At 69.9% G+C, this 26,298-nt stretch carries 22 protein-coding genes; 14 read left to right on the forward strand and 8 right to left on the reverse strand.

Translation table 11 applies throughout. The features are described 5' to 3' along the window. On the forward strand, window positions 1–2,268 hold a 2,268-nt coding region (locus VB080_RS07115; RefSeq protein ID WP_323417741.1), incomplete at its 5' end, for a UvrD-helicase domain-containing protein. 96 nt (window positions 2,269–2,364) lie between these two features. Here the strand turns inward: VB080_RS07115 and VB080_RS07120 are convergent. Further along, window positions 2,365–3,303 (reverse strand): M23 family metallopeptidase, encoded by a 939-nt coding sequence (locus VB080_RS07120; protein WP_323417742.1) that lies wholly within the window; start codon window positions 3,301–3,303, stop codon window positions 2,365–2,367. Window positions 3,304–3,499: 196 nt separating this feature from the next. On the opposite strand from VB080_RS07120, the gene sucC reads away from it, so the two are divergent. Next, on the forward strand, window positions 3,500–4,663 hold the full coding sequence (gene sucC, locus VB080_RS07125; RefSeq protein ID WP_323417743.1) for an ADP-forming succinate--CoA ligase subunit beta: 1,164 nt from the start codon (window positions 3,500–3,502) through the stop codon (window positions 4,661–4,663). An 18-nt stretch (window positions 4,664–4,681) separates the two neighbouring features. Next, window positions 4,682–5,578: a succinate--CoA ligase subunit alpha gene (gene sucD, locus VB080_RS07130; RefSeq protein WP_323417744.1), complete on the forward strand. Its 897-nt coding sequence runs from the start codon at window positions 4,682–4,684 to the stop codon at window positions 5,576–5,578. 152 nt (window positions 5,579–5,730) lie between these two features. Here sucD and VB080_RS07135 read toward each other — a convergent pair whose 3' ends face one another. Continuing rightward, window positions 5,731–7,605, reverse strand: a complete 1,875-nt coding sequence (locus VB080_RS07135) for a hypothetical protein (protein ID WP_323417745.1) — start codon at window positions 7,603–7,605, stop codon at window positions 5,731–5,733. 245 nt (window positions 7,606–7,850) lie between these two features. On the opposite strand from VB080_RS07135, the gene VB080_RS07140 reads away from it, so the two are divergent. Genes VB080_RS07140 through VB080_RS07160 form a run of 5 tightly spaced genes read left to right on the forward strand, consistent with a single transcriptional unit; the run spans window position 7,851 to window position 12,510 of the window. Continuing rightward, a complete protein-coding gene (locus VB080_RS07140) occupies window positions 7,851–9,128 on the forward strand; it encodes a DUF6350 family protein (RefSeq protein ID WP_323417746.1) in 1,278 nt (425 codons plus the stop codon). Between the two features lie 5 nt (window positions 9,129–9,133). After that, on the forward strand, window positions 9,134–9,790 hold the full coding sequence (purN, locus tag VB080_RS07145; RefSeq protein WP_323417747.1) for a phosphoribosylglycinamide formyltransferase: 657 nt from the start codon (window positions 9,134–9,136) through the stop codon (window positions 9,788–9,790). After that, window positions 9,783–11,342, forward strand: coding sequence for a bifunctional phosphoribosylaminoimidazolecarboxamide formyltransferase/IMP cyclohydrolase (gene purH, locus VB080_RS07150; RefSeq protein WP_323417748.1), 1,560 nt, complete (start codon window positions 9,783–9,785; stop codon window positions 11,340–11,342). The genes purN and purH overlap by 8 nt, the downstream gene beginning before the upstream one ends. Before the next feature lie 11 nt (window positions 11,343–11,353). Further along, window positions 11,354–12,205 carry a bifunctional methylenetetrahydrofolate dehydrogenase/methenyltetrahydrofolate cyclohydrolase gene (locus tag VB080_RS07155; RefSeq protein ID WP_323417749.1) on the forward strand — a complete coding sequence of 284 codons (852 nt, stop codon included), beginning with the start codon at window positions 11,354–11,356 and terminating at the stop codon, window positions 12,203–12,205. After that, the gene (locus VB080_RS07160; RefSeq protein ID WP_323417750.1) at window positions 12,202–12,510 is read left to right on the forward strand and encodes a DUF3017 domain-containing protein; all 309 of its coding nucleotides are present in this window, start codon (window positions 12,202–12,204) and stop codon (window positions 12,508–12,510) included. Before VB080_RS07155 ends, VB080_RS07160 begins: the two co-directional genes overlap by 4 nt. Window positions 12,511–12,570: 60 nt before the next feature. On the opposite strand, the gene VB080_RS07165 is transcribed toward VB080_RS07160, so the two are convergent. From VB080_RS07165 to VB080_RS07180, 4 genes are all read right to left on the reverse strand, one after another. Next, the gene (locus tag VB080_RS07165; protein ID WP_323417751.1) at window positions 12,571–13,464 is read right to left on the reverse strand and encodes a hypothetical protein; all 894 of its coding nucleotides are present in this window, start codon (window positions 13,462–13,464) and stop codon (window positions 12,571–12,573) included. Between the two features lie 34 nt (window positions 13,465–13,498). Next, window positions 13,499–15,208 carry an AMP-binding protein gene (locus VB080_RS07170; RefSeq protein ID WP_323417752.1) on the reverse strand — a complete coding sequence of 570 codons (1,710 nt, stop codon included), beginning with the start codon at window positions 15,206–15,208 and terminating at the stop codon, window positions 13,499–13,501. 136 nt (window positions 15,209–15,344) lie between these two features. Further along, a complete protein-coding gene (locus VB080_RS07175) occupies window positions 15,345–15,872 on the reverse strand; it encodes a GNAT family N-acetyltransferase (protein ID WP_323417753.1) in 528 nt (175 codons plus the stop codon). Window positions 15,873–16,117: 245 nt separating this feature from the next. Further along, window positions 16,118–17,107 carry a malate dehydrogenase gene (locus tag VB080_RS07180; RefSeq protein WP_323417754.1) on the reverse strand — a complete coding sequence of 330 codons (990 nt, stop codon included), beginning with the start codon at window positions 17,105–17,107 and terminating at the stop codon, window positions 16,118–16,120. A gap of 253 nt (window positions 17,108–17,360) precedes the next feature. On the opposite strand from VB080_RS07180, the gene VB080_RS07185 reads away from it, so the two are divergent. After that, on the forward strand, window positions 17,361–17,987 hold the full coding sequence (locus tag VB080_RS07185; protein WP_323417755.1) for a histidine phosphatase family protein: 627 nt from the start codon (window positions 17,361–17,363) through the stop codon (window positions 17,985–17,987). Window positions 17,988–18,219: 232 nt separating this feature from the next. Here VB080_RS07185 and purU read toward each other — a convergent pair whose 3' ends face one another. Further along, window positions 18,220–19,074 carry a formyltetrahydrofolate deformylase gene (purU, locus tag VB080_RS07190; RefSeq protein ID WP_416339611.1) on the reverse strand — a complete coding sequence of 285 codons (855 nt, stop codon included), beginning with the start codon at window positions 19,072–19,074 and terminating at the stop codon, window positions 18,220–18,222. 93 nt (window positions 19,075–19,167) lie between these two features. Here purU and VB080_RS07195 point away from each other — a divergent pair, with 93 nt between their 5' ends. From VB080_RS07195 to VB080_RS07215, 5 genes are all read left to right on the forward strand, one after another. Next, entirely contained in the window at window positions 19,168–20,385 is a 1,218-nt protein-coding gene (locus VB080_RS07195; RefSeq protein ID WP_323417756.1) for an NADP-dependent isocitrate dehydrogenase, read from the forward strand. A gap of 211 nt (window positions 20,386–20,596) precedes the next feature. Then, window positions 20,597–21,301, forward strand: a complete 705-nt coding sequence (locus VB080_RS07200) for a M15 family metallopeptidase (RefSeq protein ID WP_323417757.1) — start codon at window positions 20,597–20,599, stop codon at window positions 21,299–21,301. A 203-nt stretch (window positions 21,302–21,504) separates the two neighbouring features. After that, a complete protein-coding gene (locus VB080_RS07205) occupies window positions 21,505–22,227 on the forward strand; it encodes a response regulator transcription factor (RefSeq protein WP_323417758.1) in 723 nt (240 codons plus the stop codon). Continuing rightward, window positions 22,224–23,783, forward strand: coding sequence for a HAMP domain-containing sensor histidine kinase (locus VB080_RS07210; RefSeq protein ID WP_323417759.1), 1,560 nt, complete (start codon window positions 22,224–22,226; stop codon window positions 23,781–23,783). The genes VB080_RS07205 and VB080_RS07210 overlap by 4 nt, the downstream gene beginning before the upstream one ends. 4 nt (window positions 23,784–23,787) lie before the next feature. Then, on the forward strand, window positions 23,788–24,858 hold the full coding sequence (locus VB080_RS07215) for a glycosyltransferase family 2 protein (protein WP_323417760.1): 1,071 nt from the start codon (window positions 23,788–23,790) through the stop codon (window positions 24,856–24,858). Here VB080_RS07215 and VB080_RS07220 read toward each other — a convergent pair. Further along, complete coding sequence (locus VB080_RS07220) at window positions 24,848–26,107, reverse strand: CDP-glycerol glycerophosphotransferase family protein (protein ID WP_323417761.1); 1,260 nt, start codon at window positions 26,105–26,107, stop codon at window positions 24,848–24,850. The two genes, VB080_RS07215 and VB080_RS07220, sit on opposite strands and share 11 nt — an antisense overlap. Between the last annotated feature and the right edge of the window lie 191 nt (window positions 26,108–26,298).

The raw sequence follows: 26,298 nt of genomic DNA on the forward strand, positions 1-26,298 counted from the left end.
GCCGGGTCGGGCAAGACTCGGGTGCTGACCCGCCGGATCGCGCACCTGGTGGGCGTCCGGAACGTCCATCCCGGTTCGATCCTGGCGATCACCTTCACCAACAAGGCCGCCGCCGAGATGCGGCACCGGGTGGAGGAGTTGGTCGGCAACCGGGCCCGGCTGATGTGGGTCTCGACCTTCCATTCGGCCTGCGTGCGCATCCTGCGACAGGAGATCGGACGATTCGACCTGTCACGCAGTTTCTCGATCTACGACGACACCGACTCCAGGCGGCTGATGCAACTGGTGTTGCGGGATGCCGAGGCCGATCCGAAGCGCTACCCGGTCCGGGCCGTGCTCAACTGGGTGTCGAACTGCAAGAACGAACTGGTCGACCACGAGACCGCGCGCAGCCGGGCGTCCGGCGGCAATGAAGAGGTCTATGCCGACGCCTACACCGAGTACCAGCGCCGGCTGAAGGCTGCCAACGCCTTGGACTTCGACGATCTGATCATGACCACCGTCCACCTGCTGCAGGCCTTCCCCGACCTGCGCGAGCAGTACCGGCGCCGTTTCCGGCACGTCCTGGTCGACGAGTACCAGGACACCAACCACGCCCAGTACGTGCTGGTACGCGAACTGTGTTCCTCGTCTCACGCGGCACCTGTCTCGGTGCCCTCGGGCGGACTCGGGCAGGCCGGGGTCCCCGCTCCGGCGCCAGCGGACGGCACGCCCCGGGTGGATCCGCCCGAACTGATGGTGGTGGGCGATTCCGACCAGTCGATCTACGCCTTCCGCGGCGCGACGATCCGCAACATCCTCGACTTCGAGAACGACTTCCCGGGCGCGCGCACCATCGTCCTGGAGCAGAACTACCGCTCCACCCAGAACATCCTGAGCGCGGCGAATGCGGTGATCACCCGCAACCCCGGACGGCCGGCAAAGCAGCTGTGGTCGCAGGCCGGGCCCGGCGAACAGCTGGTCGGCTATGTTGCCGACACCGAGCACGACGAAGCCCGCTTCGTGGCTGAGGAGATCGACCGGCTGACCGATGCCGGGATCACCAAACCTGGCCAGGTGGCGGTGTTCTACCGGACGAACGCCCAGTCGCGCGCCTTCGAGGAGGTGTTCATCCGGGTCGGGCTGCCCTACCGGGTGGTCGGCGGGGTGCGGTTCTACGAGCGCAGAGAGATCCGCGACGCGATTGCCTACCTGCGCGGCATCGCCAACCCGGCCGACGACGTGTCGGTCCGCCGGGTGCTGAACGTGCCGAAACGGGGGATCGGAGACCGTGCCGAAGCGGTGGTCGAGGCCTTCGCCGCGGCGCAGCGGGTGCCGTTCTTCGAGGCCCTGCGGCGAGCCGATGAGGTGCCCGGACTGGCCACCAGGTCGCTGAACCAGATCCGGGGCTTCGTCACCCTGCTGGAGACCCACCAGGCGATGGTCGCGGACGGCAGGCCGGCCGACGAGGTGCTGGTGGGCATCCTGCGGGAATCGGGCTATGTGGCCGAGTTGCGGGCGTCCACCGACCCGCAGGATCTCACCCGGTTGGAGAACCTGGAGGAGTTGGTCAATGTGGCCGGCGAGTTCGTGGCCGCCGCCCACGCCGTCGACCTGCCTGCCGACGAGGGGGAGCTGGCCGCCGCCGCGCCAGAGCCGGACGACTCGCTGCCAGCCTTCCTGGAGCGGATCGCGCTGGTCGCCGACTCCGACCAGCTCCCGGACCCGGATGCTGACACCGACGGGGTGGTCACCCTGATGACCCTGCACACCGCCAAGGGGCTCGAGTTCGACACGGTCTTCCTCACCGGCTTCGAGGACGGCATCTTCCCCCACCAGCGGGCAATGGCCGACCCGGCCGAACTGCAGGAGGAGCGCCGGCTGGCCTATGTCGGCATCACCCGGGCCCGTAAGCGGCTCTACCTCACCAGGGCTACCGTCCGCTCGGCCTGGGGGGCGCCGCAGTACAACCCGCCGAGTCGGTTCACCGACGAGATCCCGGCCGACCTGATCGACTGGCGCCGGCTCGGTGTGGCGCGGACGAACTGGGCCTCGTCGTCCTCGGCCCGTACCGAGACCTCGCGGCAGGCGATCAGCTTCGGCAGCCGCCCCGGAATCAAGACGGTGCCCTCGGTCGAGGTGGGGGATCGGGTGCTGCACACCACCTTCGGGTTGGGCGTGGTGGTGGCCACCTCCGGAGCAGGGGAGAACGCCAAGGCCGATGTCGACTTCGGTTCCGCCGGGACGAAGCGGCTGTCGTTGCGGCACGCCCCGATGGAGAAGCTCTGAGCCTGATCTGCTGAACTCCGGTCAAGAACGCGATTGGTGGGCGCCGTGCGAGAACCGTCGATCGGTGGGCCGAGGTGCACCGTCGGGAAAGCGGAGCTACTCGACAGAAGGCTTCTGGTTGGAGTCGGCCGGGAGATCCTCAGAATCCGAGGTCGACTCGTCGCCCTTGGCTTCCTTCTTCGAGCCGGAAGCCTTGTCCTTGTGGACGTACTCCATCGGGTCGATGCCGCGGCCGTCCTTGTAGAGCGAGAGGTGCAGGTGACAGGCGGTAGACAGGCCGGTGTTGCCGACGTAGCCGACGAGGTCACCCTTGTTGAGCTTCTGACCCACCTTCACCGCGATCTTGCTCATGTGCAGGTAGCCAGTCTGGATGTTGTGGCCGTTGATGTCACCGTGGTCGATCCGGACGTTGTTGCCGGAGCCCCCGTTGTACCCACCCATCGCCGCCTTGATCACGGTGCCGGTCTGGGCGGCGTAGATCGGTTGACCGCACTTGCCACCGATGTCGGCGCCGTTGTGCAGCCGATAGTAGTGCAGGATCGGGTGGTAGCGGCGTCCCCAGGGCGACCCGACATTGCCCTCGGTCGGCCACAGGAAGTTCTCCAGGTTACGCAGCCGATCGGCCTCGGCCTCGACCGATGCGGCGGCATCGGTCAGATGCTCCTGACGCTGCTCGAGGAACGCCTGCTGCTGGCTCGCGGCGACACTCCGCGAGGTCTTGGCCATCCAGGTTTGGCGCTGCTGGGCCAGCTCTTCCACGGTCACCGGCGCCGGCTCGGCCTGCTGGCTGGTAGCGACCGCAGGGGCGGCGGCTTCGCGCTGACCCGCGAAGGCGACATCGGCGAACGACCCGGACGCGCTGAGCGAGACCAGGGAGCCAATCCCGATTCCTGAAACCGCGACCGCGGCCAGCCCACGGCGCCACCAACTGGGCCGGGAGGTTGAAACGATTCGCCGTGGATCTGCCGCAGTCTCCGCAGGGTCACCGACGAGAGCGCGTCGCGCCTTGTCAGCGCGAGTTTTCTGCAGTGCCATCGGTTCCCTAGGAGAGAGCTGAAACGGGAAGGAAGACTGGTTCCCTCCCACGTCCGCAGTGAGCTTAGCATTTCTCAGGATGTTTCTCAGAAACTTTGAAAACTCTCCTCAGGGACCGGACGATGGCCGGGTCGCGGATCGTTGCGACAGGCGGATAGCCTACGGACACCACCACGGTCCAAGGAGGGAGCAATCAGTGGACCTGTTCGAGTACCAGGCCAGAGAACTCTTCGAGACGCACGGCGTCCCGGTGCTGCGCGGCATCGTGGCCACCACACCACAGCAGGCCCGTGCGGCGGCCGTCCGGCTCGGCACCGACGTCGTGGTCGTCAAGGCCCAGGTCAAGACCGGAGGACGCGGCAAGGCTGGCGGGGTCAAACTCGCCCGCTCGCCCGAGGAGGCCGAGGCCAGGGCGGCCGACATCCTCGGGATGGACATCAAGGGGCACCGGGTCAACGCCGTGATGGTGACCGAAGGTGCCGACATCGCCGAGGAGTACTACTTCTCGCTGCTGCTTGACCGGGCGGCCCGCAGCTATCTCGCAATGTGCAGCGTCGAGGGCGGTATGGAGATCGAGCAGTTGGCAGTCGAACGTCCGCAGGCGCTGGCCCGCGTGGCGGTCGACCCGCTGGTGGGTATCGACCAGGCCAAGGCCGACGAGATCGTGGCGGCCGCGGGCTTCCGCGAGGCCGATCGGGCGGCGGTCGCCGCCGTCCTGGTCACGCTGGGCGAGGTCTTCCAGCGCAACGACGCCACCCTGGTCGAGGTGAACCCGCTGGTGAAGACCGGCGACGGCCGGATCATCGCGCTGGACGGCAAGGTCACCCTCGACGACAACTCCCGCTTCCGCCATGACTGGGACGCCTACCTGGACGAGGCCAGCGATGATCCGCTGGAGGTCAAGGCCCGCGCCAAGCACCTCAACTACGTCAAGCTGGACGGCGAGGTCGGCATCATCGGCAACGGCGCCGGGCTGGTGATGTCCACCCTGGACGTCGTGGCCTACGCCGGTGAGGCGCACGGCGGGGTGAAGCCCGCCAACTTCCTCGACATCGGCGGCGGTGCGAACGCCCAGGTGATGGCCGACGGCCTCGACATCATCCTGAACGACCCGCAGGTGAAGAGTGTGTTCGTCAACGTCTTCGGTGGCATCACCGCCTGCGATGAAGTCGCCCGTGGCATCGTGGGCGCCCTGGACATCCTCGGCGAGGACGCGGCCAAGCCGCTGGTGGTACGGCTGGATGGCAACAACGTCGATCTGGGCCGGGAAATCCTGCGGGAGCGCAACCACCCGCTGGTCACCATCGTGGACACCATGGACGGCGGCGCGGACGCTGCCGCCGAGCAGGCCCGGGCCTGAGAGCGGAGGAGCACTGACATGTCGATCTACCTGAACTCCAGCTCGAGGATCATCGTCCAGGGCATCACCGGCAGCATGGGCGCCAAGCACACCGCGCTGATGATCCAGTCCGGTGCGCGCATCGTCGGCGGGGTGAATGCCCGCAAGGCCGGCACCACCGTCAGCCATCCGGGACCGGACGGCCGCGAGGTGGTGCTTCCGGTCTTCGGCTCGGTCGCCGAGGCGATGGCCGCCACCGGCGCCGACACCTCGGTGGTCTTCGTCCCCCCGGCTTTCACTCGCGACGCCTGCATTGAGGCGATCGACGCCGGCATCGGGCTGCTGGTGGTGATCACCGAGGGCGTTCCCGTCCAGGACACCGCCGAGGTGGTGGCCTACCTGGAAGGCAGGGCGACCCGGATGATCGGGCCGAACTGCCCGGGCATCATCACCCCCGGCGAGTCGCTGGCCGGGATCACCCCGCACACCATCACTGGCTCCGGCCCGATCGGCCTGGTGTCGAAGTCGGGCACCCTGACCTACCAGATGATGTTCGAACTGAAGGACCTCGGCTTCTCCACCGCCATCGGCATCGGCGGCGACCCGATCGTCGGCACCACCCACATCGACGCCCTGAAGGCCTTCGAGGCCGACCCCGAGACCAGGGCGATCGTCATGATCGGCGAGATCGGCGGCGATGCCGAAGAGCGCGCGGCCGCCTACATCGCCGAGCACGTGACCAAACCGGTGGTCGGCTATGTGGCCGGGTTCACGGCCCCCGAGGGCAAGACCATGGGCCACGCCGGTGCGATCGTCTCCGGCTCGGCAGGCACCGCTCAGGCCAAGAAGGAGGCGCTGGAGGCGGTCGGGGTCAGGGTCGGACGGACGCCGAGCGAGACTGCGGCCCTCATGCGGGAACTCGTCCGCGGGCTGTAGCGATCCGAGCCTCGACCCGGTCGGGTCCCGGCTGGCTCGACCGGCGAGGACCAGCCAGGTGGTCCTGAACAGGTCGGCCAGCAGGCTGGTCGGCTGGTCCCCGGAGGGCACGTCACCGGGAGCCTCGACAAGTCGCCCCACCGGCGCGTCGGTCAGGGGAGCTGGGTGACCCGCTGTCCGGCGCGGGTCATGATCGCCTTCCACTGCGCGTCGGTGAAGTTGAACTTCTCGGTGGGATTGGCCATCAGGTAGGTGACCCGATTGTCGGCCCGCAGCACCGCCACCCGGTAGGGGAAGGCGGCGGAGGCGGTCTTCTGCACCACGTTGTAGGACTTGCCGGAGAAGGCCAGCGAGTCCTCCCCGATGCCCTTGGTACTCGGGCCATCGGTGACGGTGGCGGTGGGGATCTGCTTGGCGCAGCCGGAGAGGTCGTCGTTCAACCGGGACTGGAATTTCTTGGCTGCGCTGGCGTCGGCGAAGGTGTAGGTGACCTCGTCGATGCCGAAGCTCAGGCCCATCGGCATCGCCGGGTCGGCGGCGAACGGCAGGGTGCGCTGCAGCGCGGTGGCGTCCTTGACCTTCGTCAGGTCGACGGTCTCGCACTGGCTGCCGATGATGGTCAGGTCGCTGGTCGGCTGGGTGGCCTTCCAGCTGCCGTAGCCGGGGTTGATCCGGGGCAGGTCGGCCTCGAGCAGCCAGCCGGGATTCTGGTCGGCGGCCGGGACGGTGTCCTGGACCTCCACCGCGGCGGCCGGGCAGGTGCCCTCGCCACCGCTGCACAGCCGGGCCAGCGGTTTGGTTGCGACCGCGGCGACCTCGTCCAGCGCGGGTGGCTTGGCCGCGGTTGCCAGGTCGATCAGGCTGACATTGCGACCGGTCTGGCTGATCAGCACGGTGTGGTGCATGACGGGGTCGTCCTGCACGTCGATCGTGGTCACGGCCGCGCTGTCGGCCAGCCCGTCGAGCTGGTAGCTCGCCACGATCAGCGCGACGGTGCCGGTGCAGGTGCCGGACTGGGTGAGCCGGTCGGCGTAGGCGCGGGCGGCGGTGGCGGCGTCCGGGTAGGTGTCGACAACGTGGGTGAGGGTGTCGGTCGGCTCGTTCTGGGCGGTGAGCACCCGCCGGGCGGTGCGGTCCGGGGTGGGCATCCCGGCGGCATCCGCGGCCAGGCAGACCGGATCCTCGGCGCCGGCACCGGAGACCACCCAACTGCTCCCGGCCAGCGAACCGAGGTCGGTGGCGGTGAGCAGCGGGTCGAGCGGTGGCTCGGGGGCGACGGTCGGCGTTGTCACGACCCCAGGGCCTGGAGCAGGTACCTGCGGCGCGAACCACAACACGCCGCCGGTCACCAGCCCGGCGATCGCCACGACCCCGGCGATCACGCCCAGAGCGCGACCTTTGCCACGCTTTCTGCCGTTGCCCGCGACAGTGGCGGTCAAAGGTGCAGCGGGCTCGGCAGGAGGCAGCGATTCGCGAGCATCCGGGCCCGGGACGGCATCCGTCCGGTGGCCCGAGGTGGATTCGTGCTGCGCCGGCCGTCCCGGCGAGTCAAGCTGCTGCGTGGGAGCGGAGTAGCTGGGGAAGGCCCAGGAGATCCCGGAACTGAGGGTCGGCTCGGCCGGTCCCGGCATCGGCGGGCTCGCCACGCTGGTCGCCGAGCGCCGCGGCGCCTGGGACGCCAGCTCAAAGGGCTCGGTACTGGCCGAGAACCGGCGTCCGGCCGAAGCCGGCAGCCCACTGGACGGCTCGGGCAGTACCGGTTGGGGCGGTGGGACCGGCGTCGAGGACGGCACCCATGACCGGGTGGCGGGCGCCGGATCGGGGCCACCGGGGCTGAGCGGACTGGTCGGGCTGACCACGAGCCGGCGCAGCAGCCGGGTCTCGGCCTCGGCGGGCTGGGTGTCGGAATTCTCGACGATGCCACGGAATCCGACCGGGTGGTCCCAGGTGACCTCAGGCCCCGGATCGTCATCCTCGGGCAAGGGAGCCAGCGCCCGGCGCGGACGTGGTGCTCCTTGGTCGCTCACGGGATCCCCCAACCTAGGCAAACTGGACTCGGACAGTGTATTCCCCGCGCGGCAAGGGCCGCCCAGCCGCTCCCGGCCGGTGAAGGTGGGGCCGGTCTGCTGGGTTCCGGTGGGTCGTCAGGCCCGGTATTCGCCAGCTGCCCACGGCCGACGGGCCCGGGCGGGAGATCCGATCCCGCGTCGGCTTGGGATGAAACGGCGTGTCCGGCACCGGCTGGGGCCCGGGCTGGGTGAGCATGGAGCCGATGCCAAGGACCGCCCGCCCGAGCCCGGACACCATTGCGCTGACAGTGACTTCACCGCCGTCGGCCACTGAACGCACGGTGATTCTGGGAACTGCCCCCTTCCTGCCGTGGCCGTTGGCCGGTGCGGTCGGCGGGATGGCCGCAGCTGCCGCCAGCTGGGTGCTGGTGGTCGGTGTCTGCCTGGTGGCCTGGTTTGCGGCCCTCACCACACCGTTGCCCGAGCTGCTGGCGTTCAGCGCACGGCTGTGGCTGTTCGGCCACGGCGGCGGCCTGGTGCTCGACGGCACCACGATCACCCTGATGCCACTGGGGCTGACGGCCGCCGGTGGTGTCCTGGCTCACGTGGCCGGGCGGTTCGCTGGCGGACAGGCTGCGCTCGCCCGCCCCGGGATGGCGTCCGGGTCGGAGACCGTGCGGGTGGCAGCGGCCATCGCCGGGCTGGTGGCCGGCGGCTACGCGCTGGCAGCGGCGGTCATGGTGCTCGCCGCCGGCGGTCCCGAACGGGACTGGACGCCTGTGGTCGGGGCCGGGACGCTCGCCCTGGTCTGTGGCCTGGCCGGGGCGATCTGTGGCCTGGGACTCGGGCTGGCCGACCTGCGCCCGCGGTGGCTGGCAGCGGTCCTCGCTGGCGCCGCTACGGGGCTGTTGAGCCTGCTCGCCGCCGGCGCAGTGGTGGGCGGCATCGCCACCCTGCTCGGAGCGGAGCGGATCGGCTTCATCGAGAGCGGACTCGGGCTCGGTGCGTCCGGCGGTTTCGTCTGGGCCGCCATTGCCCTGGCCTACCTTCCCAACGCGCTGGTGTGGGCACTGTCCTGGGCGATCGGCGGCGGGTTCACCATCGGTGCCGGCTCGCTGGTCTCGCTTTCTGGAACCCAGTTGGGCATGCTGCCGGCGATTCCCCTGCTGGGGGCGCTGCCGTCCGAGGGCGCCACCTCGCCGGTGCTGGCGACGTGGCTGCTGCTGGGTGTGGCGAGTGGGATCCTTGCCGGGGTCGCAGCCGTGCGCCGGTTGAACCGGACCGGGACCGGCGCGGCGTCGGTGCTGGCGGCGCTGGCGGTAGCGCTGGTCGCCGGCGCGCTGGCATGGACCGGTTTGCTGGCAGCGGCCTGGGCGAGCCGGGGAGACCTGGGTGCGCTCCGGTTGGTCGACCTCGGTCCGCGGCTGGCGGAACTGGCCATGATCTCCGGTCCCCTGATCGGGATCAGCGCCGTGCTCGGCGGCGGGGTGTGCTGGGCTCTGGGAGCGGTGCGGCCGGGCGGTTCGGCCTCGGTAGGCTGAGGCCCATGCTGCTGCGCCTCGTCGTCCTGGTCTCCGGATCGGGCACCCTGTTGCAGGCGCTGTTGGACGCGGCGGCGGAGGGCACCCTGGCAGCCCGGGTGGTGGCGGTCGGCTCGGACCGTCCCGACGCCCACGGCCTGGCGAGGGCCGAGGCGGCCGGGATCCGTACTTTCGTCCACCCGCTCGCCCGTGGCGCGGATCGTGCGACCTGGGACGCCGAACTGGCCGACCTGGTGGCGGAGCACGCCCCCGACCTGGTGATCAGCGCCGGCTTCATGAAGCTGGTCGGCCCGGCCTTCCTGGCCCGGTTCGGCGGACGGATGGTCAACACCCACCCGGCGCTGCTGCCGTCCTTCCCCGGTATGCACGGGCCGCGGGATGCCTTGGCCCACGGCGTGAAGGTGACCGGGGCGACCCTGTTCGCCGTTGATGCCGGGGTGGACACCGGGACGATTCTGGCCCAGGAGCCGGTGCAGGTGCTGCCGGACGACACCGCCGAGAGCCTGCACGAACGAATCAAGGTCGTCGAGCGCAGGATGCTCGTCGACTTCGTCAACGAGTACGCGAACGCGGCCGCCGCCCAGTCCGCGCCGAACCGACCCGATCGGATCGCGTCCGCCAGCGACGATCACCCGACCATGCGAGGAGCCGACCATGGCTGATCTCCTGCCCATCCGCCGAGCCCTGGTCTCGGTCTACGACAAGACCGGCCTGGTCGAACTGGGGCACGCCCTGGTCGAGGCCGGGGTTGAGATCGTGTCCACCGGTTCGACGGCCAAGACCCTGGCCGCCGTCGGACTGCCGGTGACGGCGGTTGAGACGGTCACCGGGTTCCCCGAGGTACTGGACGGCCGGGTGAAGACGCTGCACCCGGCGATCCACGCCGGCCTGCTGGCGGATCGCCGGCTGGAGTCCCATCGCGAGGCCCTGGTCGAGCTCGGGATCGCACCGTTCGATGTGGTGGTGAGCAACCTGTATCCATTCGTCCAGACGGTCGCCTCCGGCGCGGAGGTCGATGAGGTGATCGAGCAGATCGACATCGGCGGGCCGTCCATGGTGCGGGCGGCTGCGAAGAACCACGCATCGGTGGCGATCATCACCTCACCTGTGCAGTACCCGCAGCTGGTGGCGGCGCTCGGCGCCGGCGGCTTCAGCCTGGCCGAACGCCAGCAGCTGGCGGCGGCCGCCTTCGTCCATACCGCCAGCTACGACGTCGCGGTGGCGTCCTGGATGGGCAGCGTGCTCACCGACAGCAGCGGTGGGGACGGCTTCCCCGGCTGGGTGGGCGCCACCTGGGACAAGCTGGGGACGCTGCGCTACGGCGAGAACGCCCACCAGCGCGCCGCGCTGTACCGCTCCGGCGATCGGGCCCGGGGCCTGGCGACCGCCGAGCAGCTGCACGGCAAGGAGATGAGCTACAACAACTACACCGATGCCGACGCCGCCTACCGCGCCGCCTACGACTTCGAGGCGCCGGCAGTGGCCATCATCAAGCATGCCAATCCGTGTGGGATTGCGGTCGGGGTGGACATCGCCGAGGCTCATCGGTTGGCCCATGCCTGCGATCCGGTGTCGGCCTTCGGCGGGGTGATCGCCACCAACCGCCCGGTCTCGGTGGAGGCGGCCAAGCAGATCGCCGAGATCTTCACCGAGGTCGTGGTGGCTCCGGACTACGAGTCCGGAGCGGTGGACATCCTCCGGGCCCGGAAGAACCTCAGGCTGCTGAAGGTGGCGGCCCCGGTGCGCGGCGGTGTCGAGTTCCGGCCGGTCAGCGGCGGCCTGCTGCTGCAGGACCGGGACGTGCTTGACGCCCCCGGCGACACCCCGCAGAACTGGGAACTGGTCGCCGGCGAGCCGGCCGACCCGGCGACCCTGGCCGACCTCGCCTTCGCCTGGCGGGCCTGCCGCAGCGTGAAGTCCAACGCCATCCTGCTGGCCAAGGGCGGGGCATCGGTCGGTGTCGGCATGGGCCAGGTGAACCGGGTGGACTCCTGCCGGTTGGCCGTCGAACGGGCGGGGGAGCGGGCGGCCGGGTCGGTGGCTGCCTCGGACGCCTTCTTCCCGTTCAGCGACGGCCCCGAGATCCTGATCGCCGCGGGCGTGACGGCTATCGTCCAGCCGGGCGGTTCGGTGCGCGACGCCGAGACCATCGAGCGGGCCGCCGCTGCCGGGGTCACGATGTACCTCACCGGCACCCGGCACTTCTTCCACTGACAGGAGGACCAGTGAGCGCGCAGAAATTGGACGGAACCGCCTTCCTGAAGCGGCTGAAGGCCGATCTGGCGGCGCGGGTCGAGGCGCTGGCCGTTCACGGCCGCCGTCCCGGGCTCGGCACGGTGCTGGTCGGCGACGACCCCGGCTCGCGGTCCTACGTCGGCATGAAGCATCGCGACTGCGCGGAGGTGGGCATCACCTCGCTGCGGGTGGACCTGCCGGCCGACGCCTCCGCCGCCCAGGTCGCCGAGGCGATCGCGGCACTCAATGCCGACGACGCCTGTACCGGCTACATCGTGCAACTGCCGCTGCCCCGGCACCTCGATGAGAACGCCCTGCTGGCCCAGGTCGATCCCGACAAGGACGCCGACGGGCTGCACCCGCTCAACCTGGGCAGGCTGGTGCTCAACGAGCCCGGGCCGCTGCCATGCACGCCGCGCGGGATCGTCGAGCTGTTACGTCACCACGACATTCCGCTGGACGGTGCCGAGGTGTGCGTGGTGGGCCGCGGGATCACCGTCGGCCGTCCGCTCGGGCTGATCCTCACCCGGCGCAGCGAGAATTGCACGGTGACGCTGTGCCACACCGGCACCCGCGACCTGGCCGACCACACCCGGCGGGCCGACATCGTGGTGGCGGCGGCCGGCCGTCCCCAGTTGATCACCGCCGACCTGATCGCCGAAGGCGCGGTGGTGCTGGACGTCGGGGTCAGCCGGGTGGACGGCCACCTGGTCGGTGACGTCGCACCCGACGTGCTCGCGAAGGCGTCCTGGGTGGCGCCCAACCCTGGTGGGGTGGGGCCGATGACCCGCGCCATGCTGCTGACCAATGTGGTGGAACGGGCGGAGGCGCTGGCCGGATGAGCAGCCCGGCTGCGGACAGCCGCCCGCCCAAGAACGTCGTCCAGCAGGTGCTGGGGCAATGGCCGCTGGCCACCGTCCTGGCCGGAGTGGCCGTCGGGCTGGGGATCGTTGCCAGCTCGCATTGGCGGCTCGGCGCCTCGGTGATGGGGGCCTCAATCACCCTGGGCGGCCTGCTGCGGTTGTTGCCCCGGCAGCGGGTCGGGTTGCTGGCCGTCCGCAACAAGGCCTTCGACACCCTGGTCCTGCTCGGGGTGGGGATCGGGATCATCGCGCTCGCCTGGCTGGTGCCGCCCTCGCGCGGGTAGCCGGCGGGTTCAGGAGGCCCTGCCAGGCTCGGCAGACCAGGCCCGCTGACCGGATCGGGCTCAGTGGGAGTCGGGGTTGAGGGTGTCGCCCGCCCAGCTGAGGTCGTCGTCGGCGAGCACCTCGAAGGCCTCGAAGGTGCCGTCGGCCAGGATGGCGTCCACCAGCGTGCGGCTGCCGCCCACCAGGGTGGAGTCGAAGTCGATCTCGGTGCCGACGCACCAGCTGTGGTCGTCCGGCCAGATCAGGGCGGGCATCGGCCCGTGATCGCCCTGCCAGCCGATTCCGGCGGTGCGGGGCCAGGCGGGGTCGGCGAGTTCGGTCAGGGATGCGGCCAGGAGCACGTACTCCCGCGCCGGCAGGTGCAGCACCAGCGGGCCGGCGTTGCCGTCGGTCCGCTCCACCGCCCGGGTGATCTCCGCAGCGATGCTGGCCTTCTTCTCGGCCTCGTGCTGGCGCCGCAGCCGGTGGGTGATGAACGGGCGGAGGGCACGGAGGTAGCAGCGCCGCCACCACGGCAGACTGTCCGCCGGAGCCCAGAACAGCATCGGGGTCGAGGAACCGTTGATCTCACCCCAGCCGTCCCAGATGCCCAGCGTGATCTCCTGCTCGCGGCTGTGGGCCCGCAGGTGGCCGGTCAGATGGGCGAGCAGTTCCGGTTCCAGTCGGCCCTCCTCGGGCAGGCTGGGTGACCAGCCGTCCGGGAACTCGAGGTAGGCCGGCTCAGGGCCGAACAGGCGCTGGCTCTGCACCAGCGGGTGCATCGCCCGACCGGTGCGGGTGGCCACCTCCGCCCAGCGCCACCGGGCGGTTTCATCCCCGCGGTAGGCGGTGATCGGGTGCAGGATGCGGACGTAGGCCTCGAAGCCGCGGGGCACCACCCCGCCGACCACGCCCCAGCCGCTCAGCCGCTCGCGGATCCAGTCCCCGCGCTCCACCTCGCCCGTCCACTGCATGGCGCCATCCTGCCCGATGCCGGGCGGCAGCGGCTCAGCGGAAGTCGGACTCCAGGAACTGGCCCGTTTCGGAGTGGTGCGCCACCCGCTCGGCCTCCTGCTCGCGCAGTTCGACCCGGCGGATCTTGCCCGAGATGGTCTTGGGTAGTTCCTGGACGAACTCCAGGATGCGCACCCGCTGGAAGCCGGAGAGGCGCTGCCGGGCGTGGGCAAAGATCGCCCGGGCCGCGACATCCTGCCCGGCGGCGAAATCCTGCACCAGGCAGACGAAGGCCTTCGGCACCGCGGCGCGCACCGGGTCGGGGCTGGGGACGATCGCCACCTCGGTGACGTAGGGGTGCTCCAGCAGGATCGACTCCAGCTCGAACGGCGAGATCTTGTAGTCGGAGGCCTTGAACACGTCATCGGCCCGGCCGACATAGGTCAGGTAGCCGTCGGCGTCCGCCGAGGCGATGTCACCGGTGTGGAAGAAGCCATCCCTGCGGGCCTCCGCGGTCATCTCCGGGTCGTCGGAGTAGCCGGCCATCAGGCCCAGGATGGGTTTGGACAGGTCCAGGCAGATCTCGCCCTCGTCCGGGCTGGGCACCCCGGTGACCGGGTCGATCAGCACCACCGGGTAGCCGGGCAGCGGGCGTCCCATCGACCCGTCCTTGACCCGCTGGCCCGGGGAGTTGCCGATCGCGCAGGTCATCTCGGTCTGGCCGAAGCCGTCCCGGATGGTGCCGCCCCAGGCCTTGCGGACCTGGCTGATCACCTCGGGGTTCAGCGGCTCGCCGGCGCCCAGCAGTTCCCGCGGCGGGTGCGACAACTGGGTGAGGTCGGCCTGGATCAGCATCCGCCACACCGTCGGCGGAGCGCAGAAGGTGGTGACCTGGTGGGTCTCCATCACCCTCATCAGCGCGGCCGCGTCGAACCGCTCGTAGTTGAACACGAAGACCGTGGCCTGGGCCAGGAAGGGGGAGAAGAAGTTGCTCCAGGCGTGCTTGCCCCAGCCGGGCGAGGAGATGTTGAGGTGGACGTCGCCGGGCCGCACGCCGAGCCACCACATGGTCGACAGGTGGCCGACCGGGTAGGAGACCTGGGTGTGCGCCACCAGCTTGGGACGGGCGGTGGTGCCGGAGGTGAAGTACAGCAGGCTCAGCGAGTCGGCCGGGGTCGGACGGCTGGGGGTGTACTCGGCGGGAGCATTGGCGGAGTCGGACATCGGCACCCAGCCGATCGGGACGTCCGGGCCGATGCCGATCCGCAGCACCGATTTGGGCACCTCGCTCAGCCGGGCCCGCAGCGTGCCGGGGATCGCGACCGCCCTGGCCTGGCCGTGCTCGACCCGGTAGGCCAGATCGGTGGCCGACAGCAGGGTGGAGGTGGGGATCGCCACCGCCCGGATCTTCAGCAGGGCGAACAGCAGTTCCCACAGTTCGATGGTGTTGTTGAGCATCACGATCACCCGGTCGCCCTCGCCGATGCCGAGGCCGCGCAGCCAGCGCGCCACCTGGTCGGAGCGTTGAGAGAGCTCGCCGTAGCTCCAGCTCTGCGCGGTCAGGTCGGCCGAGACGATGGTCACCGCCGGACGATCCGGATGCTCGCCGGCCACCACGTCGAACCACTCGGTGGCGAAGTTGAACTCGGTCAGCTCCGGCCAGCGAAAGCCCTCTACCGCGCCGGTGTAGTCGGTGGCGTGGGCGAACAGGAAGTCACGGGCCTCGCGGACGGCGAGGGTGGCAGGGGTGGCGGTGTGCGTCATGGGCAGTAGCTTACGCCTACGGAACCGTAAGTTAGCGTCAATGACACCGGCCGGTCGATCCTGTCGTGGGTCACTGACCCGACTGGGCACTCCTGGGTCCGGGGCCTGGCTGGCGGGGGTGCGCCGGGGGTGCCGATCAGTCGTCCATCCGGGGGTTCAGCCGCTGGAACAGGAGGTGGTCGCGCCACCGTCCGGCGATCTGCAGGTAGCAGGGGGCATAGCCGAACCGCTCGAAACCACAGCGCAGCAGCACGGCCTGGGAGCGGTGGTTCTCCGGGACGGTGCCGGCCTCGAGCCGGTGCAGCTCGAGCGGTCCGAAGGCGAGCTCCGCCAGCTCGTTCACAGCCCGGGTCGCCAGGCCGCGCCCGCCGGCGTCCTCGGACAACCAGTAGCCGACGCTGGCCGACTGGAAGGCGCCCCGGACGATGTTGTTGAGGTTGATCCGGCCGGCGACGGCACTGGTCTCGTCGAGGATCACCTGGCTGAACCCGCTGCCCTCCGCCTGCTTGGCCAGGCTCAGTTCCACGGCCTCCTGTTGGCCCTCAAGGGTGAAGTAGGAGTCGGCACGCGCAGGCTCCCAGGGGGCGAGGAAGGCGCGATTGCGGCAGATCAGGTCGGTCAGGGCGGCGGCGTCGGAGGGCTCGAGCTGGCGCAGGACGGTCACCGCGCGATTCTAGGCCGGCCGGATTGGCCGCGACCGCTCAACCCTCGACGCCGCCCCAGATCCGGTTGCAGACCCCAACTGGAGGGAAGATCCCCCTCGGTCGGTAGTCTCGAACCGGATTCGGCAACTGCCCACGCCGAGGTCGAGCGGATTTCGGCAGCGGCCAGGTGTCTAGGCCGGGACACGGCAGCGCCCTCGGGGACGACCCCGGGGGCGCTGCTGCGGTGAACCGGCGAAGCCGTGGTTCAGATCAGGCCGAGTTCAGTCACGGCCTCTCGCTCGTCGGCCAGTTCAGCGACCGATGCATCGATCTTCGCCCGCGAGAAGTCGTCGATTTCCAGGCCCTGGACGATCTCGTAGCCGCCGCCCGAGAAGACCACCGGGAAGGACGAGATCAGGCCCTCCGGCACCCCGTAGGAGCCGTCGGACGGGACTGCTGCCGACACCCAGTCGCCCGGTGCCGAGCCGAGCATCCAGTCGTGCGCCGCCTCGACCGTGGCGTTCGCGGCAGAGGCCGCCGAGGAGGAGCCGCGGGCGGCGATGATGGCGGCACCGCGCTTGGCAACCGTCGGGATGAAGTACTCCTCGATCCAGGCCTGGTCGTTCACCAGGGCGGCGGCGCTCTGCCCGTCGACCTCGGCGTGGAACAGGTCGGGGTACTGGGTGGCGGAGTGGTTGCCCCAGATGGTCATCTTGGTGACCTCGGTCACGGCGACGCCGAGCTTGGCGGCCACCTGCGAGATCGCCCGGTTGTGGTCGAGCCGGGTCAGCGCACCGAACCGCTGCTGCGGGATGTCGGGGGCGTTGGTCATCGCGATCAGCGCGTTGGTGTTGGCCGGGTTGCCGGTCACCAGCACCTTCACGTCGTCGGCCGCCACCTTGTTCAGGGCCTTGCCCTGGGCGGTGAAGATCGCGCCGTTGGCGCTCAGCAGGTCGCCGCGCTCCATGCCGGCCGTCCGCGGCCGGGCACCGACCAGCAGGGCGAGGTTGACGCCGTCGAACACGGTCTCGGCGTCGTCGCCGATCTCCACCTTGCTCAGCAGCGGGAAGGCGCAGTCGTCGAGTTCCATCACGACGCCCTCGAGGGCCTTCAGCGCGGGGGTGATCTCCAGCAGGCGCAGCTCGACGGGGGTGTCGGGACCGAGCAGCGATCCGCTCGCGATCCGGAACAACAGGCTGTAGCCGATCTGGCCGGCCGCGCCGGTGACGGCAACCTTGACTGGTGCCTTGCTCACAATGGTTCTCCTCGGTAGTAAGGGGCTGGTTTCGTCCTCTCCGACGCTAGCATTCAGCCACCCCGCCCGGGCACGCTTTGGCCAGCCGGGGGCGTGAATACGTGCAGCTGTGAGGCGCCGGTTGGCCGCATTGCCAGCTGCGTCGCCCGCCGCCCACGGTGATCCACCAGATCAGCGCGGCGTCCCCGTCCGCGCCGTCTTGGCCATGGGCTGACGGCAAGGGCGGTCGCCGGTCGTTGATAGTCTCGACGGCATGCGGTTGATACTGGTGCGCCATGGACGGACGAACTCGAACGTGACCCTCCGGCTGGACACCGCCTATCCCGGGGCCGATCTGGACTCCGACGGACTGGAGCAGGCCGCCTCGCTGGTGGAGCGGCTCTCGCATCATCCGATCGAGGCGATCTACACCTCCAACCTGGTCCGCACCCAGCAGACCGCCCGTCCGGTGGCCGAGCACCGCGGCCTGGAACTGCAGGTACTGCCCGGCCTGCGCGAGATCTCGGCCGGCGACGAGGAGATGCGGGCCTACGCGCCCGGGGAGACCAGCCAGTATCTGGCGACCATGGTGGCCTGGGGCTCGGGTCATCCCGAGGCCCGGGTGCCCGGCGGCGAGGATCTGCAGGAGGTGCTCGACCGGTTCGACGACGCGATCGCGACCGTCGCCGCCTCCGGACACGAGGTGGTCATGGTGGTCAGCCATGGGGCGGCCCTGAGGGTCTGGTCGTACGCGCGGGTGGCGGGCTTCCCGCAGGCCATCGGCGCAGCCCACCTGGACAACACCGGTGTGATCGTCGCCGACGGCTCGCCCGAGGACGGCTGGACGCTGGCCCACCTGGAGGGCGTCCGGAGCCACGACGCTGAGAGCGCCAACGCCTGAGCCTGCCAGCTTCGGCTCTGTGACCCAGGTTCGGGACGGTTCGGATTCGAGTCATCAACCGGGGTCTCGCCCACCGTTGGCGGGGAAGCAGGGCCCGGGCGATGTGACTGCGGCAAGCGATGTCGCTTCGGTTGCGCGGCAGGCGTCAGTCAGTCCCCATGCTCCCTGCGTGAGTCAGTTCCCCCACGGGCTGCTGGTCGGACGGAACCGTCCTGGTTGAACCAATCTCGGCTCAGCGGAAGATGATGGTGCGGGTGCCGTCGGTCAGCACTCGGTGTTCGCCGAACAGCCGCACTGCCTCGGTGAGCGTGCGGGCCTCCTGTTCCTGGCCCATCGCCACCAGCTGGGAGACCCCCATGGTGTGGTCGACCCGGCGGACGTTCTGCTCGATGATCGGGCCCTCGTCCAGGTCGGGGGTGACGAAATGGGCGGTCGCTCCGATCAGCTTCACCCCACGGGAATGAGCCTGGTGGTAGGGACGGGCGCCCTTGAAACCGGGCAGGAACGAGTGGTGGATGTTGATCGCCCGGCCGGCGAGCTCGTGGCACAGCTCGGGGGAGAGGATCTGCATGTAGCGGGCCAGCACGACCAGCTCGATGTCGTACTCCGCGACCGCGTCGAGGATCCGGTGCTCGGCCTCGGCCTTGGACTCGGGTGTCACCGTCAGTTGCTCGAAGGGCACCGCGTAGAAGGTGGCGAGGTCCTCCAGGTCGGGGTGATTGGCCAGGATCAGCGGGATCTGGATCGGCAGGTAGCCCGAACGGGTGCGGAACAGCAGGTCGTTGAGACAGTGCCCGGCCTTCGAGGCCAGCACCAGGGTGCGGCGCCGCCGTCCGACGTAGTCCAGGTTCCATTCCGCTCTCAGGCCGTCGGCGACGGCACCGAACCTGTCCTCGAAGGACGACCGGTCGAAGCCCAGCTGCTGCACCTGTACCCGCATGAAGAAGCGGCCCGACTCGGTCGAGGTGAACTGCTGCAGTTCGGTGATATTGCCCTGGGCCTCCACGATGGCACCGGTGACGGCATGGACGATGCCGGGGCGGTCGGGGCAGGTCAGCGTCAGCAACCAGTGCGTGGAGTCGATCACGACCAGACAGAGTACCGGCTGCTCCGGGCGGGATGGCGGCAGGTGGTTCCGCTGATATCTTGATGTCGTACAAATCGGTGGCAGGAGGCTCCCATGGCGAAGATCACGGTGCAGGGAACGGTCGTCGAACTCGACGGCGACGAGATGACCCGGATCATCTGGCAGTTCATCAAGGACCGCCTGATCCACCCCTACCTCGACGTGAACCTGGAGTACTACGACCTCGGTATCGAGAACCGCGACGCCACCGCCGACCAGGTCACCGTGGACGCCGCCAACGCGATCAAGCGCCACGGCGTGGGCGTCAAGTGCGCGACCATTACCCCCGACGAGGCCCGGGTGGCCGAGTTCGGGCTGAAGAAGATGTGGCTGTCGCCGAACGGGACGATCCGCAACATCCTGGGCGGGGTGGTCTTCCGCGAGCCGATCATCATCTCCAACATCCCGCGGCTGGTGCCGGGCTGGACCAAGCCGATCGTGATCGGCCGTCACGCCCACGGCGACCAGTACAAGGCGCAGAACTTCAAGGTGCCGGGCAAGGGCAAGGTCACCATCGCCTTCACCCCCGACGACGGTGGTGAGCCGATCGAGCTGGTAGTTGCCGACTACCCCGAGACCGGTGGGGTCGCGATGGGCATGTACAACTTCAATGACTCGATCCGCGACTTCGCCAGGGCCTCCTTCGCCTACGGCCTGCAGCGCAACTACCCGGTCTACCTGTCCACCAAGAACACCATCCTGAAGGCCTACGACGGGGCGTTCAAGGACATCTTCGCCGAGGTGTTCGAGACCGAGTTCAAGTCGGAGTTCGCCGCCCGCGGGCTCACCTACGAGCACCGGCTGATCGACGACATGGTCGCCTCGGCGATGAAGTGGGAGGGCGGCTACGTCTGGGCCTGCAAGAACTACGACGGCGACGTCCAGTCCGACACCGTGGCCCAGGGCTTCGGCTCGCTCGGCCTGATGACCTCAGTCCTGATGACCCCCGACGGCAGGACCGTCGAGGCCGAGGCCGCCCACGGCACCGTCACCCGGCACTACCGGGCGCACCAGCAGGGCTTGCCCACCTCGACCAACCCGATCGCCTCGATCTTCGCCTGGACGGGCGGCCTGAAGCACCGCGGCAAACTGGACGGCACCCCCGCGGTGACCGGCTTCGCCGAGGCGCTGGAGCAGGTCTGCATCCAGACCGTGGAGAGCGGCAAGATGACCAAGGATCTCGCCCTGCTGGTGGGCCCCGACCAGCAGTGGCTGACCACCGAGGAGTTCCTCGCCGCCCTGGACGAGAACCTGGCCGCCCGGCTCGCCTGAGCCCGGAGAGGTTTCTCCCACACCGCCCTGCTGGCCACACGCTGTGGCTCACAGCCCGAGGACGGAAGGTGTGCCACAGGTTGCGCACCGTCGGTGAGCGGCGCCCGGATCGCGGCGGACGGTGTGCCGGGACGACACCGGCCGGGCGATCTTAAGCAGATCTCAAGAGTCTGTCCGTGACCGCTTAACAGCTGTCCGCTGGGCTGGGGGCATGACAGGGACGCAGGCCGCGGCCCGGCCCCACGGCCGGGTGGGACGGGCCACTTTCGCGCTGGCGGCGCTGCTCGGGCTGGGCCTGATCTGGGCCCAGGTCTCGGGCGGCTGGGCAGCCGCCACCCGGCTACTCGAACAGGTCCGTGGCGGGGACCCCGGACCGCTGCTGGTCAACGCCGAGCACCCGCTGCCGGAGGGCTTCGCCACCCCGGAGCTCGTTCCGCTGGTCGACAAGGTGCCGGTGGCGCACAACGGTGTGGCGGTGGCCGAGCAGGTGGAGAAGCCGCTGCTCGCCCTGTTCGCCGCCGCCCGCAAGGCGGGCCTGAAGAACCTCTACGTGATCAGCGGCTACCGCAGCGCCCAGGAACAGCAGGAACTCTGGGACGCCTCCACCGACCGGTCCTACGTCCAGCCCGCCGGCCATAGCGAGCACCAGACCGGGCTGGCGGTCGACCTCGGCGACCTGAAGGTGGGCAACAAGGGGTTCGCTGCCAGCAAGGCGGGCCGCTGGCTGGCGAAGAACGCCTGGAAGCACGGCTTCATCCTGCGCTACCCGGCCGGCAAGGAGGAGATCACCGGAATCTCCTACGAGCCCTGGCACTTCCGCTACGTCGGCAAGGAGGTGGCCAAGGCCTGCCACGACCAGGGCCTCACCCTGGAGGAGTACGTGGCGGGCCGGCAGCACACTGCGGGGAGCGGCTGATGCCGTCCGGGTACGCTGCTGAGCGGGTGCACCGCAGCATCCGTGGGGAGAACGCGGCCATGGGCCCGTCGATCGACGACCCGCTCGGGTGTGGCAAACGACGAACCAGGCGCAGCGATCCGCCAGAACGGGCCGACGCCCCGTCCGGACACCCCGGACGACGGTCTCGGCAGGGAACCGACGAGAGGACGAGTCCCACGACCATGACGAGTTCCCCGGCCAGCCACACCATCCTGGTCTGTGACGACGACCCGGACATCGTGGCTGCCCTGCAGATCTACCTGACCGGCGAGGGCTACCAGGTGGTGACCGCTGCCAACGGTGCCGAGGCGCTGGAGGTGGTGCGGACCACACCGGTCCACCTCGTCCTGCTGGACGTGATGATGCCCGTGCTGGACGGGATCGGTGCGGCCGCCCGGATCCGGGCCGACTCCAATGTGCCGATCCTGTTCCTGTCCGCCAAGGGCGAGGAGGCCGACCGGGTGCTCGGCCTGCACGTCGGGGCCGATGACTACATCGTCAAGCCGTTCTCGCCGCTGGAACTGTTCGCCCGGGTCCGCTCCTCGCTGCGCCGCTACACCCAGCTCGGCGGCCTGCCGCCGGCCTCGGTCGACCAGGGAGGGGTGTGGCGTACCGGTGGCCTCGAGGTCGACGACTACCGCAAGACCGTGACCGTCGACGGTGAGCCGGTCACCCTGACCGCGCTGGAGTTCGGCATCCTGCGCCACCTGATCTCCAGCCTCGACCGGGTGTACTCCTCCGAGCAGATCTACGAGGCAGTCTGGCGCGAGCCCGCCTACGACCCCGGACGAGTGGTGGCCGTCCACATCCGTCACATCCGGGAGAAGATCGAGGCCGACCCGGGCAAGCCGCGCTACCTGAAGGTCATGTACGGGCTGGGCTACAAGGTGGTGTCGGTGCCATGACCAGTGTGCTGCGCTCCCGGACGACAACCGCGGTCGGCTTCGCCGTCGCCGGGCTCGGGTTCGTGTCGCTGCTCTACAGCGAGGTCCCACCGTTCTCCAACTACCGTGGAATTTTCAGCCCGTTGCTGGCGATTCCCTGGGCCGGGCCGTACGGCTTGCTCGGCCTGGCCGTCCTGCTCGCCGGGCTGGGGACGGCCACCCTCTCCTGCCTGCTGGACGCAGACCGGCGCTCGGGGAAGTGGCTGCACCGGTTCGACTACTTCCTGGTCCTGGTCGCGTGGCTGGCCACCTGGTCGCTGGTGGCGGGGTTCTTCGAGAAGGGCAGGGCCAACCCGTTCTGGCACCTGGTCTGCCTGGCTGTGCTGGCCGGGACCGGCTGCTACCTGTGGGCCACCACCTTCGTGCGGCTGGGCAGCCACACCCTGGCCTCGACGATCCTGTGGCCGCGGGTGTTCCGCACCCTGCGGCTGAACCAGTTCTCCGGGATCTTCATCCTCGTCGTGACCGTGATCGCCGGGGTGCTGCTGCTCAGCGGCGTCCGGTCGGTGGTGGGCGAGGCGATGAGCTACTCCTCCTGGCAGGACATCGCGCTGAGCTCCTGGCTGTTGGGCTGGTTCGCCCAGGTGGGGCTCCCGGCGCTAACCCTGGCGGTGGTGTCCATCCTGTCGCTCAATATCTTGTCGATCACCGCCGCCAAGGAACGCGCCATTGAGGAGAAGCTGCGCGAGGAGCGGTTCCGGGCCGAGTTGATCACCAATGTCACCCACGACCTGCGCACCCCGCTGACCTCGATCGTGAACTACGTCGACCTGATCGGGAAACTCGACCTGGACGATCCGCAGCTCGCCGAGTACACCGATGTCCTGGGCCGCAAGGCCGCACGGCTGACAGTGCTGATCGGGGACCTGCTCGACGCCTCCCGGGCCAGCGCCGGCAACCTGCCGGTGCGGCTTGCCCCGCTCGAACTCACCGAGATCCTCGCCCAGATCGCCGGCGACTTCGACGCCGCGCTGACCGCCCGGCACCTCACCTGGGTGGGACCGGGGACGGTCCACGCCCACGTCCTGGCGGACGGGGAACACCTGTGGCGGATCCTGGAGAACCTGCTCGGCAACGTCACCAAGTACGCCAAGCCCGGAACCTGCGTGCACGCCGACCTGGAGCGGACGCCCGGGGTGGTCGCGCTGCGGCTGAGCAATCTCACCCCGGAGCCGCTCGATCTCCCCGCCGACCAGCTGACCGCCCAGTTCGTTCGCGGGGATGCCGCCCGGCACAGCGAGGGCAGCGGGCTGGGGCTGTTCATCGCCGACCGGCTGGCCCGGCTGATGAACGCAACCCTGACGGTGGCCGCCGACGCCGACCGGTTCGCGGTCACGGTCACCCTGCCGGCTGCCAGGCCAGCCGTCGTGCCGGCCGGCCTGCCGGTTACCGGGGGTGTCGGGCTGCCGTCCGGTTTTGCCCCGGCTCCCGAGCCGATGGTGCCGCCAGCCGAGCAGGTCCCGATCGAATGGCCGCTGCGGCCCGTCCCGACAGGGCGCAGCGTCATGCCAGAATGACCGGGTGACCCAGACCGCATCCCGTCCGAAGCTGGAGCCGTTGCCGGCCGATGTCGCGGTCTCCTATGTGATGCCCGTGCTGAACGAGGCCGGGCATCTTGCCCGCGCGGTGGCGGCCGTGCTCGCCCAGGAGTACCCCGGTGAGTCCGAACTGGTGCTGGCGCTGGGCAGTTCCACCGACGGCACGGACGCCATCGCCGCCGGCCTGGCAGCCTCGGACTCCCGGGTGCGGCTGGTCCGCAACCCGGCCAACGACATTCCCAAGGGCCTGAACGCCGCCATCCGGGCCACCCGGTTCCCGGTGGTCGTCCGGGTGGACGCGCACGCCGAACTACCGCCCGGCTACACCACCGCGATGGTCGACCTGCTGCGGCGCACCGGTGCGGCCAACGCCGGGGGCCTGATGGTCGCCCGCGGCGACACCCCGGTGCAGGCGGCGATTGCCCGCGCCTACAACAGTCCGTTCGGGCTGGGCGGCGGGGTGTATCACCACGGCGAGGACGAGACGGACGCGGACTCGGCCTACCTGGGGGTGTTCCGGCGGGAGGTGCTGTTCGAGGTAGGCCTGTTCGACGACACCCTGCGTCGTGGCGAGGACTGGGAGCTCAATGCCCGGATCCGCGACGCCGGCTACCGGGTGGTCTTCACCCCCAGACTCGAGGTCACCTACTGGCCGCGGGCGAGTCTGGCCGCCCTGCGACGGCAGATGTACGCCACCGGGGTGTGGCGTGGGCAACTGGTTCGGCGTCACCGTGGCACGCCGGTGCGCTACCTGCCACCGCCGCTGGTCGCGCTGATCGTCGCCGGGTCCGTGCTGTGTCTGCTGCTGCAGGCGCTGGGTGTGATCCGCGGCGGCGGTCACCAGGTGGCGGCCGCCTTCCACCTCGGCGCTGTCGGCTACCTGCTCGGGGCCGGGACGGTGGGCGTGACCAAACTGGGCGGGGACACCGTCTGTGACCGCCTGCTCAACGCGGTCGCGCTGATCACCATGCACCTGTCCTGGGGAGCAGGTTTCGTCCGGGGCGTCCTGTTCGGTGCCGAGCGCACAGTTGACCGCTCCCGGGTCACCGCCTGACGAAGCGCTGCGCCACCAGTTCGGTGGCAGCGGCCACCGCGCGCGCTGCACTGTGACCGTCGGTGTGGGCATGGAAGCGGGTGCCCAGCTCACGGCTGTGTGCCTCGGCCAGGGCCAGTTCCCCGGGATCGTCGAACAGCGCCTCGAGTTCGTCCACCACATCTCCCCAGGTGCGTAACCGGGTGCCGCGGGAGAGTTCCTCGTAGTCGACGTAGAGCCCGCGCGTGGCCCGGTAGTGCTCCAGGTCGGGGGTGAGCAGCAGGATCGGACGGCCGGTGGCCGCATAGTCGACCAGCATGGACGAGTAGTCGGTGATCAGGACGTCGACCCCCCACAGCAGCGGCATCGACTCGCTCTGGACACTGGCCGGAAGCAGGCGTACCCGGTCGCTGGTGTAGGTGTAGGAACCCACCCCGAGCCGGTGCGGACGGATCACCATCACACAGTCGTGCCGCTGGCAGAAGTCCTCGATCAGCTGCCACTCGGCGTCGTCGGGAATCGCCGGGTCGGGCTCGCCGTCCCGCCAGGTGGGGGTGTACAGCAGCACCCGCCGCTCACCCAGGTCGCCCAGGTGGCTTTCCAACAGCGCCCGGGAGGCGGCCATGCGCTCGTCCGGGGTGCCGGTGAACAGCACGTCGGTGCGGGGCTCGCCGAGCACCCGCACCCGCGACTCGTCGAGCGCGAACGCACTGGCCATGAACGGCTGGAAGTAGCGCGACGAGACCGGCAGCAGGGAGATCTGGCCGGTACCCTGCCGGTACGCCCAGCGCATCAGCGCAGCCATCCCCGGGATGCGCCCCAGGCCGGCGCCGAAGACCACGGGGGAGTCGGCGTGCAGCTTCTTCAGCGCGGCACCGTGCCACAGCTGCACGATGACCGCGCCGTGCACGCCGTAGCGGTTCACGTCGCCAAAGCCGTGGGTGACGGCGACCAGCCCGGCATGCAGGGTGCGGTCCAGGGCTTCGCGGCTGCTCTTGAGATGGACTTCGGTGAAGCCGGCCTGCCGGGCGTCCTGGGCCTCCGCCTCGCTGTCGGCCAGCCAGACCAGGTGCGGTGGCTCCGGCAGTGCCTGGGCGGCCCTGGCGAAGGCGAGCGCGCCGTCGGAGACACCGAAGGCGCTGCCGATCACCCAGAGCGAGGGATCCCGGGTGGACCTGTGGGCGCGCAGTCGTCCGGCCAGGTAGCGGGGTGCGGCGAGCAGCTTGCGCAGGTTTCCGCTGGCGAAACTGAACCCGGCCTGTTGCGACATGCGCCCGACGCTACCGCACACCCCGCGTCCCGGACGGCAGCACCGGCACCGGCCGGCTGGACGAGAGCGTGTCTCCCTATCCCCACGGGTGGCCTGCTGCGCGGTGCCCCACGGGCGTCTCGCGGCGTTGCTGTCGGTCGGCGATGCACCACATCGCCTCCCTCCTGTGCCTTGCGAGCCACTCCGCGGAA

The sequence above is a fragment of the Propionicimonas sp. genome (assembly GCF_034927565.1).
Classification (GTDB): Bacteria; Actinomycetota; Actinomycetes; order Propionibacteriales; family Propionibacteriaceae; genus Propionicimonas.

Excerpts from the sequence above, each read along its gene's own strand:
- VB080_RS07120 (WP_323417742.1), bottom strand. The coding sequence starts at position 3,303 with ATGGCACTGCAGAAAACTCGCGCTGACAAGGCGCGACGCGCTCTCGTC.
- sucD (WP_323417744.1), top strand. The coding sequence starts at position 4,682 with ATGTCGATCTACCTGAACTCCAGCTCGAGGATCATCGTCCAGGGCATC.
- VB080_RS07140 (WP_323417746.1), top strand. The coding sequence starts at position 7,851 with ATGCCAAGGACCGCCCGCCCGAGCCCGGACACCATTGCGCTGACAGTG.
- purN (WP_323417747.1), top strand. The coding sequence starts at position 9,134 with ATGCTGCTGCGCCTCGTCGTCCTGGTCTCCGGATCGGGCACCCTGTTG.
- purH (WP_323417748.1), top strand. The coding sequence starts at position 9,783 with ATGGCTGATCTCCTGCCCATCCGCCGAGCCCTGGTCTCGGTCTACGAC.
- VB080_RS07160 (WP_323417750.1), top strand. The coding sequence starts at position 12,202 with ATGAGCAGCCCGGCTGCGGACAGCCGCCCGCCCAAGAACGTCGTCCAG.
- VB080_RS07165 (WP_323417751.1), bottom strand. The coding sequence starts at position 13,464 with ATGCAGTGGACGGGCGAGGTGGAGCGCGGGGACTGGATCCGCGAGCGG.
- VB080_RS07170 (WP_323417752.1), bottom strand. The coding sequence starts at position 15,208 with ATGACGCACACCGCCACCCCTGCCACCCTCGCCGTCCGCGAGGCCCGT.
- VB080_RS07185 (WP_323417755.1), top strand. The coding sequence starts at position 17,361 with ATGCGGTTGATACTGGTGCGCCATGGACGGACGAACTCGAACGTGACC.
- VB080_RS07195 (WP_323417756.1), top strand. The coding sequence starts at position 19,168 with ATGGCGAAGATCACGGTGCAGGGAACGGTCGTCGAACTCGACGGCGAC.
- VB080_RS07200 (WP_323417757.1), top strand. The coding sequence starts at position 20,597 with ATGACAGGGACGCAGGCCGCGGCCCGGCCCCACGGCCGGGTGGGACGG.
- VB080_RS07205 (WP_323417758.1), top strand. The coding sequence starts at position 21,505 with ATGACGAGTTCCCCGGCCAGCCACACCATCCTGGTCTGTGACGACGAC.
- VB080_RS07210 (WP_323417759.1), top strand. The coding sequence starts at position 22,224 with ATGACCAGTGTGCTGCGCTCCCGGACGACAACCGCGGTCGGCTTCGCC.
- VB080_RS07220 (WP_323417761.1), bottom strand. The coding sequence starts at position 26,107 with ATGTCGCAACAGGCCGGGTTCAGTTTCGCCAGCGGAAACCTGCGCAAG.